The sequence below is a fragment of the Piscirickettsia litoralis genome, from assembly GCF_001720395.1.
Classification (GTDB): Bacteria; Pseudomonadota; Gammaproteobacteria; order Piscirickettsiales; family Piscirickettsiaceae; genus Piscirickettsia; species Piscirickettsia litoralis.
On record NZ_MDTU01000003.1, the window covers coordinates 1 to 11,469 of the forward strand.

Here is an 11,469-nt window from a genome sequence, read left to right on the forward strand (position 1 = left end):
ATCCTCACGCTAATGCAGCCATTGAGTGGCAACATCAATGATAGTAAAGGTTTCAGAGATACTATTGATGCCCACATTGAACAACTAAAGCAAGGTTCCGGGTTAGAATACCTGGTTGGTGATAGTTGCCTTTATTCCGCTGACACACTGAAGAGCATGGAGCACTTATATTGGATATCCAGAGTTCCAGAGACAATTAATTTGGCCAAAGAGGTCATTCACGAAGCAGCACCAACGCTTATGGAAAATCTAGAAGAAATGAAAATTCATAATCTGCGTACTCACTATGCAGATATTGAGCAACGTTGGTTAGTTGTTTTCTCTCCACAATCCTATCAGCGAGCATTACAGTCAGTGAATAAAGGTTTTCTAAAGCAAACTGAGTCAGAGCAAAAGGAACTTGAAAAGCTTTGTCGGCGTGAGTTTGCTTGCATCAAAGACGCTGAAAAAGCTTTAGCGCTGTTCAAAGGCACTCTCAAATGTACTGAAGTTAATTGGTCAGAGGTGACTGTTACAAACAAGTTTAATGGCAAAGGAAGACCATCAAAAAAACGTAAGGCAGACTACCAATGCTATAGAATAAGCGCAGGTCTATCCTCGTCTTTATCTAAGAGAAGCAGGCAATTAGAACGAAAAAGCTGTTTTGTGATAGCAACGAATCAGCTTGATTCAAGCGAACTAAATGACCAAGAAGTAATTGATGTTTACAAGAATCAACAAAAAGTTGAAAGAGGATTTCGTTTTATGAAAGACCCCATGTTCATGGCATCGACGCTGTTTCTAAAATCGCCAAAAAGAATCATGGCTCTAATGATGGTTATGACTTTGTGTTTGCTGGTATATGCTGCCTTAGAATACCGTATACGTGAATCTTTAGCTTTGTCAGGAGAAACTTTTCCTAGCCAAACAGGTAAAGAATCATCCACGCCGACCGCTCGTTGGGTATTTCAATACTTTTCGGGCATCCATGTCTTGATAATCAATCAACATCAAGAAGTGATACTAAATCTAAATTTACATCATCAATTATTGCTGCATTTACTGGGAAATAAGTATGAAAGCTTATATTCTGGAACGGGTTAGTTGGTATGCGGAATGTAGGCTATATGTTTAATGTGAGTGCGTGCGCGTGTGCACTCACATTGAAAGCCTCTTTTCTTTAGCCATTAGTTGGAGGCTTTCGCCCTCCGTCATATGAAGTGCAACACCACTCTACACTAAGCCGCCATTAAATTCTCTAAAAAAACACGATTAGGTGCGCGATAATCTAAACTCGCCCTTCTTCTCGCATTCAGTGTATGCTCTATTTTTGCTATTTCATCATCACTTATTTCATTAAAATCCGTTCCTTTAGGAAGAAAACGTCTTATCAAACCATTTGTGTGCTCATTTAGACCTCTGTCACAAGAACGATAAGGTCTAGCAAAGTAGAAATCAGCATCAGTAATCTTTGAAATATCCTCATGACCAGCGAATTCTGTCCCGTTATCTGAGGTAATCGTTTTAAAGTCAAAGAAAGTTGAGGCGACTATACTTCTGAAGGTCTCAACAACGGTTTCTGCACATTTGTTGGCCATTTTCCTTATACAACACATCTTATTGGCTTTATCAACAAGGGTTAACAAGTAAGACTTGTGATCTCGACCTACTATCGTATCAATTTCAAAATGACCAAATTCAGTCTTTTCGTCAGCAATAGCGGGCCTTTGCTCAATACCAACGCGGTTCGGTATTTTAGTTTTATCGCCACTTTTCATCTTCTTCTTATAAGCTTTTCCAGAGTGGGGCAGGCTTTTGTAAAGCTCTCCTCCTTTCTCTCGATCCTCATGAATATAACGGTAGATGGTGCTCTCGCTCACTTGGATATCATGCTCCTGTATAAGCTCTTTACTAATAACATCGGGTGACGTATGGGTGCTTAACCGTTCATGAATCAATACTTTTGCCTTCTCTGAAATTTGTTGAAAAGCCTGCCCTTGCTTAGCATTAGCCCGTTTTTCTTGTGCACAACGCGTGGCTAAACGATGGCAATAAAGACCGTTAAAATCGCTTGGGGTATGCCGTTTAGTCTCGCGACTGACTGTGCTAGGAGCAAAGCCAAGCTCTCTAGCAATTGATCTCATGGAGTCCCCTTCTGATAAACGTTGTTCGATATAAAAACGATCTTTTTCATTTAAGTGCCGATAAGCCATCTGTACCCTCTAAGTCAAAAAGGCGAACTAGAGAGTTTATCTTTATGGGAATGAACTCTCTACTGGGTGTTGCACTTCATATGATGGAGGGCGTTTCACCCCTAACTTAACTTTGGCATTAAAAATAAGTAGTTAACACACTTTATGTTTATGATCTATGCTGTGGGTAGGCAGGTACTTTACATATAACTGCCCTAAAAGTATAAAGCCCGCCCTCCTTGATATGGGGGAATGGGGGCTTTTCTTTTTTGGCATAAAAACTGCATTTCACTCAGTGAGTATTTTTAACTCAAGTAACACACATGGTAGTTCCCCGCTCTCTCCTAAGAAAGCGGGATTTTCCCCAAGCAGGCTTTAACAAGTGATGACGCAGGATGTAATTGACAAAATAATTAAGTGGCTGGATTCCAGTAACTACTTTCTTACTGTCGGATGCTATAAGCTAACAGAAAAAAATGTTACTATGCCTGCCTTAAAAGAGGATGGCCAAGAATATCAAGCGGCACTGCTAATCGAGGATACTAATAGAAAGATTAAAGCTTATGTGACACAAATAGCTATTGATGATGGGCTAACTAAGGGTAAGCCTGACCTGATTGCTGAAAGCTTAATACAAATAGCGACATTCTTGAGTAGTGCTAAAGGTGATTTCTCTGTATGGGGTGATGAGAAAAGACAAAATGGCATTCGCATAAAGTATTTTCGCCATGATAACTAAACGACAAAAGAAAGTGAATGCAATAAAATTACTGCTCTTGTTTGCCCTTTTATTGAGTCCACTCCTGGCACTTTCTACTGATTCCTATGTCCATCTTAGACCACAGTTTTTGACCAATTTACAAGGCTCAAAAAAATACCTTTATACAGAAGTTTCATTACTGATTGTCGATGACACCACAACAGAAAAAATAGTCAACACTCACTTACCACTAATACGAAGTAGTCTGGTTGATTTATTCAGCCGACAAAGCCTTAAAAACCTATCAATGAAGAGTGGCATTAATGGGCTGCAAAATGAGGCTGTAAAATTGATCAATAAGTTGCTTCAGGAACACGGTGAAACCGTTGAAGTGAAGCGTGTCTTGTTCACTAAATTTAATATCAGTTAAGCGACACTTTGAGCACTATTCCTGCCTGCGTTATTCATCACAGCCTGTCCTGCTTGAACAAAAGGCGATGTGAAGCTTGTGACGATGCTAGATTGCTCTCTAGGTGTAAATGAGCAGGAGCTGAGTATCAAAAAAAGGATGGTTGCTAAGGTGGCTTTAAAGCAACTAATCATACCGCCCCAAAAACTTCGCTACTTCTTCTGAAAAAAGCTGGTCTTCGTCGATAAGAACAAAACCTTTAGTTCGGATAGGTTTGATCAGCCCTGCTTTAAAAATTTCTCTGATTCTTTCTGGTGATACCCCTAATTTTTTTGATGCATTTCTTAATAGAAAGTAGTTAGCTTCTGCATCAAGGGAAATAATATTTTTTGGAACGCTTTCTACGGCAATAAATAGCGGTCTTCTGTAAGAACCAAAGTGTTTAGATTGAAGCTTATTCTGGTTAACAAGCTCATAGACTTCTGGTTCAGCCATTTTGTTAAGTTTTGCGTAGTCAGAGGCTAGTATATATTTCATATGATATTTCTCATTTAGCTAAAACAATAAGATGGTGATTAAATGCTCAATTTCAAGAACGGACTTTAAAGTATCAACTTTGTGTCACGATATGACATTGTCATATCGTTAATATTTTTATCAAATCAGGTATACTAGATATGTTTATAATTATGACTATCTAGGAGAGGAAAATGGGTAAAGCCGTCATTCAACCAATGTCACAGAAGGACGAGAGAATTACAGTACGAATCAAGCCTGAACTTCGTCAAAAATTGAATCAATATGTGACATTTTTAGAGGCTGATTCTGGAATTGAAAACCTTGAAAGAGACTATGTGATTAGTGAGTGCATTAATCACGTTCTGAATAAGGATAAAGAGTTCAAAAAATGGCTAAAAAATCCTGATAAAACTAGCGATAATATTGTCGATATAACTGAGGATAAAAAAGAAGAAAAAATTGACGATAAAGAAGAGCAAAAAACTGCTTAAAATAGGAGGGCTATTCAGCCCTTTTTTATAGCAAGTCAAGCTGTGACTTTTGAGGTATAGAAACTGACTTTTTCTTTGCAGGTTTTCTGACACGGACAATGGAAGAAGCTGTAACCTTAATCTGATTGCCTGACTCATCAAGCCCGTAAAATTCTGACGGGATATGAGGGACATATTTAACACGTCTGCCATCACTGAGTTCGACTTCTACAGTGTTAAGAGGAATCGTGTTTTTGTTTGGTGGAATCTCTTTTTTTAGCGATGGATAACTAGCCAATTCTTTTTTCAGGGGCTGTGCCTTAATGAGGGGCTGTTTCTCCATAGTTTTCTCTTTTTCAAGCTTCAATCCTTTGCAAAACAATTGCGCCTGATGGCGGCTAATTCCAGAGGTTGATTGTTCACATAAGCGTTGAGTTCTAGCTTCATCAATTTCATATGCACATAGCAATGAGTTAAGTGTAGATACGTCTTTTACAATTCCTCTGTCGTACAATGACATGATGCATTGTGGCATGTCTAATAATCGCAAGTGTTTTGTCACGTACTGACGGCTTTTTCCAATCTCTAAGCCGATCTCTTCGTGAGTCAGTCCATGAACATATAGCGCATCTAAAGCGTGAGCAATTTCTAAAGCCGTTAGCGGTTCTCTTTGAGTGTTTTCAACCAGCTCTGCAACCACCATTTCTGGCTCATTCACAACCGTTGAATCAACAATGACTGGGACGCGCTTTAAACCAATATGTTTTGCTGCTCGCCAGCGCCTCTCTCCACACTTAATTGTGAAACGGCCTCTGCCATCACAAGGGTAAACGATAATCGGCTGTTGTATCCCAAGCTTCTGAATTGAGGCAGCGAGTTCATCGATTTTTTCAAATGATTTTCTGACCTGTTTTTTTGTTAAAATATGATCAGTTTCTATCATCATCACAGTACGTGTATGACTCGGCGTTTTATCGAACAAAAACTCGTTTAAATCTATGTCGTCTTCGCTCAACTCTAGCATTAAAAAAACTCCTAGTTTTTGATCTGTTTGTAAGCACTGACTTGTCGTCTTATGCGTCCGAGCACTTCGATACGTTTTCTTAACTGGCCAAATTTCTCTTCCAAAACACCAACAGCATCACGCTCCCACTGCTGCATTTTTTTGAATTTATCTGGACTATACATGTACCCCTTCCCTTTCTGGATTTGCTTTGAGAACATCCGCTTTTTATTGCCTGTGCCGTACCACTTGTTCTCATACCAGACGATTTGAATAGAATTGCGTATACGGCGAACTCTAAGCCCTAATGAGCCGGAGAACTCGTTTGACTCGCGTTTAGACTTCACCTCCTCCCAAAAGACGTTTACAAGGGATTGTGCTTCGTTGCTGATCTCTTCAAGCTCCGCTTCGGTCGCTTGGTTAATTTGATCAAGCGCATTTTCGTTTTTTTACTCATGCTTATGCCAAATTAATATTTTTTTTGGTAATATAGTATGATGATACCAAATAAAGAAATGCAGTCAATGGTAATTATCCTATGGTGATACCAAATATTTTTACACTATTTTTTAGGTGCTACCACCCTGGCAATTACCCTATGGTTGCACCAAATATTTTTACACTATTTTGGAGGTGGCACCACCTTGGCAACTACCCTATGGTCGCACCAAATATTTTTACACTATTTTGGCAGTGCTACCAGGGTGGTATAACCACTATAGTTATACCAAATAATATATAAGAAATATCTGATTTTCTTCAATTAAAATAAACGAATAGGTCAAACCAAATATTATTTGTATTTTAACGTATAATATTTATCTAAAAAATCATTGTAAGCGGTAACTACAGATGGATATACCAAATATTGATTGGTTTTTATATACTGCCTATACCATTTATTTGTCATGACTATAGTGGTTATACCAAATAATATTGCTAGGACACATTGGAAAATTTAGAACGTTTCTTGTGATAGTGATGAATCGTAGGTGGCCGACAAAATGGGCAATCATCCGCAACAGCCGTTTGTGCCAAAGTGAGATAATAATTACATCCACAAACATGACAGGCTTGGAATATAGATTCCCCTAAATGCAATTCATTTAAGAGCACATAGGCTTGTTGAGCATTAATAATGCTCCATGTTTTTTCATTCATGCCACCTACAGAGTGACGTGCATTGACATAGAGTTTATATGCTTTTAAAAACGCTTCTAAATCGACCTCTCTTTTATCAAAATTTTCTGATACTTTTTTATAGAAATGAACGAGTAAAGATGCTTCAATCATTCGACCTCGTGAGCAGATAATAGACACACTTGTGGGTTCTGAACCACTCGCAAGTTGCTGTGAAAAGCCATATTTTCTGATAGTTTTACTAATTGATCTTACTCTAGAAGTAGCTACGCCATAGATGCCACTAATCCAACGACTTCTAAGGCCAAGCATCATTAAAAAAGCGACCTTATCTTCGTTTGAAACCAACGATGAATTGTAGGTTTTAGATTGCTTTTTTTCCATAACCACTACTCCTGAATAATCACTTTGATCAGAGATACAGTCTTTTCTATGCCTGACTTATTCAATACTTCAGTCATACTTTTTTCTTTAAAAGAAATTTTTGTTTTTGCTTGGCTTATTTTGGCAAATCTCTTAAGAACTAAATCACTTGATTTTGAGACTTGGCAAGCAAAATTTTCGCTACATTTGAAAGCGATAGCTGCCATTTTTAAATCTCGTTTTGCTAAAGCTTTTAACGATAGTAAGTAGAGAATTTTTAACTCTGATATGACCTTATCTGAATGGAAAATTGACACTATACACTCCCTACAATTTCATCAACTGACTCTAGCTTTGGCAGGTCAAGTTTATCTTCATCTTCTTGAAGTTTTTTAGCAAAATAGTTTCTTCTTCACTGAGGAAAAATTGACACTCTGAACTGCTTGCGATTGATTTAATAACGTCACTTTTCAGAAGGCTAATCTGGCGTGAAAATTTAGCACTACAACCTAAGACTGATGACACAAGCTGTCGATGCTTTAAACCTAAGTCTCTAATGCAGGAAAACATCAATAAGTTGCACTCATAAATCTCTTTAATGGGTGCTCCTGTGGTTATTCTTCCGACCTTATTTGCTAGGATTGGAATGATGGGATTTACATCCATTTTTTTCTCTCCTATCTCAATGATTTTTATTGTATTTTACCATAGTCGAATAAAGATGCTTTCCTGAGAAAAATTAGGCAGATTGTTTCAATTGAGAGCAATACTCTTGCTCAAGTTCGGCTACTTTTTCGATAAAAGTAATTGAGGAATCTTCCAATCCATCAACCACATCAGACTCAAGTATTTCACTCGCTGACATTCGACATAAATAATGGCCAACTTTGACTGAAAATAAGCACTCTGGTGTTATTGAATAGTTTTGCATTTTTCTTCTCCTTGAATGTGTTAATGGCTGTGAGTCGGCATATCTTTAGGCCGCGTAAAAACAGGTGCAATCTTGGTTAGAATTGCCATAACGTGATTAGTGGTATAGCCCTCCTCTGTGTATGAATTTTTAATAAACCAAAGCATTTCTTCTGGGTCGAGTCCGTGCTTGATTTGCAGCTTTTCAAGTTGAGTTTTATGACGGTTATTAAGCTGACGTTTTTGGGCGCAGACTTCTTGTTTGAAGAAGGACTGAGACAATGGATTTTTGACTTTACCGTGTGCTTTGCTGAAGTCTACTGGGTCTTGAATCAACGTATTGAATGATGTGGTTCTTTGAACTTTGTCTAATGTTTCAATGCTAGGCTCGGGTGTTGATATTTCACAACTAGAAATCTCTGTACCGCAGTGTTTTATGAAGTCTGGTTCTATCGGTTTTTGATTGCTTAAAACTGGGTTATCGAGTTCATTTTCTGCTTCTGGGGTGACAGAAGGATTGCTGGTGCCTATGATGCCAGCAGTGACATGAGCAGGCTCTGTTACTTGTTCTTCTGGTAAGTTAATCCCCTGGTCAGAAGATACTGCATCATCAACAACCTCCCTTCTTTCACTGGCTTTTTTCTTGATCAAGTCTAAGCACTCTTGGCCGTAGGTATCCATGATCACAGTAGTCAAGCCAGTAATGGTTTCTTGAAGCTCGGTAGCCTGCTTTAGCCATGCTTCTTTGCTTTCTGTTCGATTGAAGTTAGCCAGATGAATTTGTTCTTGTTGCTCTAGCTGGTTAAAAACTTCTGCATGATGATCAACAACAGATTGATCAAAGCCTAAAGTCTCTTCGTGAACAACAACAGTTGCTTCTCTGTTGTTGTTATTCTCTTTTCCCTCTTTTTCTTCTATCTCTTTATAGGAAACGCCCGTTTGGGAGTTTGGTAACTCCAATTTGGCACTTTCAAACTCCCGTTTGGGAGTTTCGATGTTCTGGTTAGGCGTTTCAACAATTACATGGCTTTTCTCCTCTGAAAAAGCAAGTTTACTGGTTTTATATAGTGGCGCTTTCTTAGGAGATATTACTGCTTTTTTCAGTGGGTAATCTGACTCGTAATTAGACGATAGTTCATTGAGTAATTCAGTGTTTATTTTGAACGGTTTTTGGCGACCTGAAGTATACTTTTTTGCCTCTAAAATGAGCTTGGCATCAAACAAAAATCGCATCGATTTTGATATTTTTTTGAGACTATAAACTCCAAAAAGGCAATCGAATATATCCTTCTGAGAAATGAAATGGGTGTCCCATTTTAGCTCATTATGACGATGTAAAGCCGTTGATAATATAGCTGCTGCACATTCATTGTTACTGCAAATTTTTAGTAGAAATGGGCGCACCACATACACTTTTTCTTGTGGCAAATTTATTTGAACGTTCACTTATATTTCCCTCACATTTATCCGCTTATTTTGAAAGTGAGAGACCTAAATTTATTACCAACCAGTTGACTTTATAATGAAATATAGAGTACTATTCGTATTGTGATATTTATACATTTTTATGTATGGTTGGTGGCCTTTTAGGTCACTTTTTTTGTGATAAGACTACTCTTTAGTTTTTCTATAACCATTTCAGTTTAATAACTACAACATATGCTAATTTCGTGGCAGTCCTAGAATTTTTCGACAATCTTTCTTTAATTCAAGTCGATCCGTGTCTTTATAGCATACTCGTTTAAGGCTTTGCACTTCTCTTTTTCCCTCAATTCATCAAATAGAGTTACCTAGAACCATTAAAAATGAAGATATACCAATGAAAAACAATAGTCAACAATATTGTTGATTTTTAACTTTATTTCAACCATATTGTTGTTTATAGATTTTTGATTAGTCCGCTGATAGAATAAGTAGTTACAACAAAGCAATACGATGTTTAAAAAATATAATGCATGAAAGCAAAGAAGAGCTGATTGAGAGAGGTATACGACTATCTTTTGCTATAAAAATGAGCAGGCTCAACCGTCAAGAGTTCTCCAAAGAGAGTAAAATACCTATAAATACTTTAAGAACATGGGAAAAACCAAATAGAGAAAATGTTGGATTAAAAAGTAAGTCGGCGGATAAAGTTATTGCTGCTCTATTTGATGTAGGTGTTATTTGCACAAAACAATGGCTTTTATATGGAATTGGAGTCACTCCCATGCTTACTAGCACAGCAAAATCTCTTATTGACTTACCTTTAAATAATACAATGCCTAAGGTAGTCGATGAGTCTCAAAATGATGAAGAAACAGAAATAATTAGAGAGATACAGTTTTTTAAACAAAATTCGAATGGTAATATTATCGTCATTATTCAAGATGACAGTATGCTCCCATTTTATTCCTCATTTGATTATGTTGGTGGTAAATTAAGAGAAAGCAATATTGATCAATATATAGGTAGAAACTGCATAATTAAAATTGAAGGCCAAGAATCATATATAATCAGTAGGTTTAAAAAACATGGCGACAAATACATACTATATAATACAAATGTTGATAGTGTAGCGTCAGTAAATATTTATAAAGATGTTAAAATAACAGCTTTAGCAGAAATAACGTTTCATCGAAAAAGGGAATTACAAGGATAAAAGAATGATTGAGGGCTTTACTAAAAATAAGTATAAGCAACGTTTTATTAATGTAGCCGAAAAGCTCAAGTTATTAGTTGGTGCTGAATATGTCTATTACCTTTTGGAAAAAAACGACCATGCTAATCGCGTAGCCTACTCTACTCATAATGTATGGCAAAATAAATACGTATCTGAATTTATTGACGACTGCCATTTATACAGCACTGGCATGGATGTCATATATAATAAAATGCTTACTTCGGTTTGCTTTCCTTGGTCATATCTTCAAATAATAAGAAAAAACCATAAAATTACTAACGACTGTCGAACTGATTATGGTATTCATAATGGTTTGAGTTATGTCAGTAATTTTTCTAACTTTATTGAGTGCTATAGCCTTGGGGGCCATATCGATAATGAAGGCTTTTTTCAGAGCGTCATACTTAATCAAAATATACTATATCCTTTTCGAGTTCTGTTACGCGAAATAGCCTTTTTAGAAATGATTGAACGAAAATGGGAGAAGGAAGAAATAATAAAAACATCAACTTTAAACAATAGCTATGTCAAAATTATAGGCGAATACCAATATAAAAGGATATACCATGATATACACAACATCACATAGAATACTTGAAAGCCAGATTGATTCAACAGGCCACTTAAGCAACGTTCAATATTATGCTTTTTTCAAAAGCGCTTTTTATGAATTTTTAAATGAGAATAATTTTGTAGATTTAGTATCGCCAAAAAACCTATGGCCAATTGTGTTTCATGAAAATTGTTCATTTAAAAAAGAACTTTACTTTAACGAAACAATAGAAATTAAGTTCTATTTCACTGACCTTTCGAGCAAACACAACAAATGGACTGCACAATTTATAATGTATGATGACAGCATGAACGAAGTTGCTATATATGAAAGCCATCATGGCATTTTAGATAAAGACACAAGAAAAATATCATCATTACCACAAGCTGCGATCGACTTGGTTAATCGATATATGAAATGATATGAATTTCTCCTAACCAGGCTCCTAAACAATTTAAAATCAAACAAACAGGCTGCAATAATAATAAAGTTTTTATGTGGCCTGCTGCTTCCATATATCTCAATAGAAAGTAAGTAAGTGTTCAGCCACCTCCAAGATCGTTGATATATCTA

General features: G+C 36.8%; 15 protein-coding genes. 7 read left to right on the forward strand and 8 right to left on the reverse strand.

Annotated elements, in window-relative coordinates:
- On the forward strand, nt 1-1,083 hold a 1,083-nt coding region (locus BGC07_RS16270; RefSeq protein ID WP_077217008.1), incomplete at its 5' end, for an IS1634 family transposase.
- 134 nt (nt 1,084-1,217) lie between these two features.
- Here the strand turns inward: BGC07_RS16270 and BGC07_RS16275 are convergent.
- Nucleotides 1,218-2,192 (reverse strand): IS30 family transposase, encoded by a 975-nt coding sequence (locus BGC07_RS16275; protein ID WP_069314123.1) that lies wholly within the window; start codon nt 2,190-2,192, stop codon nt 1,218-1,220.
- 361 nt (nt 2,193-2,553) lie between these two features.
- Between BGC07_RS16275 and BGC07_RS16280 the strand changes: the two genes are divergently transcribed.
- Together BGC07_RS16280 and BGC07_RS16285 are read left to right on the forward strand one after the other, a co-directional pair.
- Nucleotides 2,554-2,910: a hypothetical protein gene (locus tag BGC07_RS16280; RefSeq protein ID WP_139121809.1), complete on the forward strand. Its 357-nt coding sequence runs from the start codon at nt 2,554-2,556 to the stop codon at nt 2,908-2,910.
- The gene (locus BGC07_RS16285) at nt 2,900-3,301 is read left to right on the forward strand and encodes a flagellar basal body-associated FliL family protein (protein ID WP_069314125.1); all 402 of its coding nucleotides are present in this window, start codon (nt 2,900-2,902) and stop codon (nt 3,299-3,301) included. The genes BGC07_RS16280 and BGC07_RS16285 overlap by 11 nt, the downstream gene beginning before the upstream one ends.
- Before the next feature lie 165 nt (nt 3,302-3,466).
- On the opposite strand, the gene BGC07_RS16290 is transcribed toward BGC07_RS16285, so the two are convergent.
- The gene (locus BGC07_RS16290) at nt 3,467-3,817 is read right to left on the reverse strand and encodes a MerR family transcriptional regulator (protein WP_069314126.1); all 351 of its coding nucleotides are present in this window, start codon (nt 3,815-3,817) and stop codon (nt 3,467-3,469) included.
- Nucleotides 3,818-3,990: 173 nt separating this feature from the next.
- Between BGC07_RS16290 and BGC07_RS16295 the strand changes: the two genes are divergently transcribed.
- Entirely contained in the window at nt 3,991-4,290 is a 300-nt protein-coding gene (locus BGC07_RS16295) for a DUF2274 domain-containing protein (protein WP_069314127.1), read from the forward strand.
- A gap of 25 nt (nt 4,291-4,315) precedes the next feature.
- On the opposite strand, the gene BGC07_RS16300 is transcribed toward BGC07_RS16295, so the two are convergent.
- The 6 genes from BGC07_RS16300 to BGC07_RS16330 all read right to left on the reverse strand — a co-directional run bounded on the left by BGC07_RS16300 (nt 4,316) and on the right by BGC07_RS16330 (nt 9,130).
- Nucleotides 4,316-5,293, reverse strand: a complete 978-nt coding sequence (locus BGC07_RS16300) for a ParB/RepB/Spo0J family partition protein (protein ID WP_069314128.1) — start codon at nt 5,291-5,293, stop codon at nt 4,316-4,318.
- Nucleotides 5,294-5,304: 11 nt separating this feature from the next.
- On the reverse strand, nt 5,305-5,697 hold the full coding sequence (mobI, locus tag BGC07_RS16305) for a conjugative transfer protein MobI(A/C) (protein WP_268801728.1): 393 nt from the start codon (nt 5,695-5,697) through the stop codon (nt 5,305-5,307).
- Nucleotides 5,698-6,211: 514 nt separating this feature from the next.
- The gene (locus BGC07_RS16310; RefSeq protein WP_069314130.1) at nt 6,212-6,796 is read right to left on the reverse strand and encodes a FlhC family transcriptional regulator; all 585 of its coding nucleotides are present in this window, start codon (nt 6,794-6,796) and stop codon (nt 6,212-6,214) included.
- 5 nt (nt 6,797-6,801) lie between these two features.
- A complete protein-coding gene (locus BGC07_RS16315; protein ID WP_069314131.1) occupies nt 6,802-7,092 on the reverse strand; it encodes a hypothetical protein in 291 nt (96 codons plus the stop codon).
- A 422-nt stretch (nt 7,093-7,514) separates the two neighbouring features.
- Nucleotides 7,515-7,706, reverse strand: coding sequence for a hypothetical protein (locus BGC07_RS16325; RefSeq protein WP_069314133.1), 192 nt, complete (start codon nt 7,704-7,706; stop codon nt 7,515-7,517).
- A gap of 20 nt (nt 7,707-7,726) precedes the next feature.
- On the reverse strand, nt 7,727-9,130 hold the full coding sequence (locus BGC07_RS16330) for a hypothetical protein (RefSeq protein WP_069314134.1): 1,404 nt from the start codon (nt 9,128-9,130) through the stop codon (nt 7,727-7,729).
- Nucleotides 9,131-9,635: 505 nt separating this feature from the next.
- Here BGC07_RS16330 and BGC07_RS16335 point away from each other — a divergent pair.
- From BGC07_RS16335 to BGC07_RS16345, 3 genes are read left to right on the forward strand one after another with little or no spacing between them, the layout of a single operon-like run.
- Nucleotides 9,636-10,322, forward strand: coding sequence for a hypothetical protein (locus BGC07_RS16335; RefSeq protein WP_069314135.1), 687 nt, complete (start codon nt 9,636-9,638; stop codon nt 10,320-10,322).
- A 4-nt stretch (nt 10,323-10,326) separates the two neighbouring features.
- Nucleotides 10,327-10,932 carry a hypothetical protein gene (locus BGC07_RS16340; protein WP_069314136.1) on the forward strand — a complete coding sequence of 202 codons (606 nt, stop codon included), beginning with the start codon at nt 10,327-10,329 and terminating at the stop codon, nt 10,930-10,932.
- Nucleotides 10,910-11,317, forward strand: coding sequence for an acyl-CoA thioesterase (locus BGC07_RS16345; RefSeq protein ID WP_069314137.1), 408 nt, complete (start codon nt 10,910-10,912; stop codon nt 11,315-11,317). The genes BGC07_RS16340 and BGC07_RS16345 overlap by 23 nt, the downstream gene beginning before the upstream one ends.
- The last annotated feature ends 152 nt before the right edge of the window (nt 11,318-11,469 follow it).

What these genes read in the sequence shown, in the direction of transcription:
- BGC07_RS16275 (WP_069314123.1), bottom strand. Translation starts at nt 2,192, where the DNA reads ATGGCTTATCGGCACTTAAATGAAAAAGATCGTTTTTATATCGAACAA.
- BGC07_RS16285 (WP_069314125.1), top strand. Translation starts at nt 2,900, where the DNA reads ATGATAACTAAACGACAAAAGAAAGTGAATGCAATAAAATTACTGCTC.
- BGC07_RS16290 (WP_069314126.1), bottom strand. Translation starts at nt 3,817, where the DNA reads ATGAAATATATACTAGCCTCTGACTACGCAAAACTTAACAAAATGGCT.
- BGC07_RS16295 (WP_069314127.1), top strand. Translation starts at nt 3,991, where the DNA reads ATGGGTAAAGCCGTCATTCAACCAATGTCACAGAAGGACGAGAGAATT.
- BGC07_RS16300 (WP_069314128.1), bottom strand. Translation starts at nt 5,293, where the DNA reads ATGCTAGAGTTGAGCGAAGACGACATAGATTTAAACGAGTTTTTGTTC.
- BGC07_RS16310 (WP_069314130.1), bottom strand. Translation starts at nt 6,796, where the DNA reads ATGGAAAAAAAGCAATCTAAAACCTACAATTCATCGTTGGTTTCAAAC.
- BGC07_RS16325 (WP_069314133.1), bottom strand. Translation starts at nt 7,706, where the DNA reads ATGCAAAACTATTCAATAACACCAGAGTGCTTATTTTCAGTCAAAGTT.
- BGC07_RS16335 (WP_069314135.1), top strand. Translation starts at nt 9,636, where the DNA reads ATGCATGAAAGCAAAGAAGAGCTGATTGAGAGAGGTATACGACTATCT.
- BGC07_RS16340 (WP_069314136.1), top strand. Translation starts at nt 10,327, where the DNA reads ATGATTGAGGGCTTTACTAAAAATAAGTATAAGCAACGTTTTATTAAT.
- BGC07_RS16345 (WP_069314137.1), top strand. Translation starts at nt 10,910, where the DNA reads ATGATATACACAACATCACATAGAATACTTGAAAGCCAGATTGATTCA.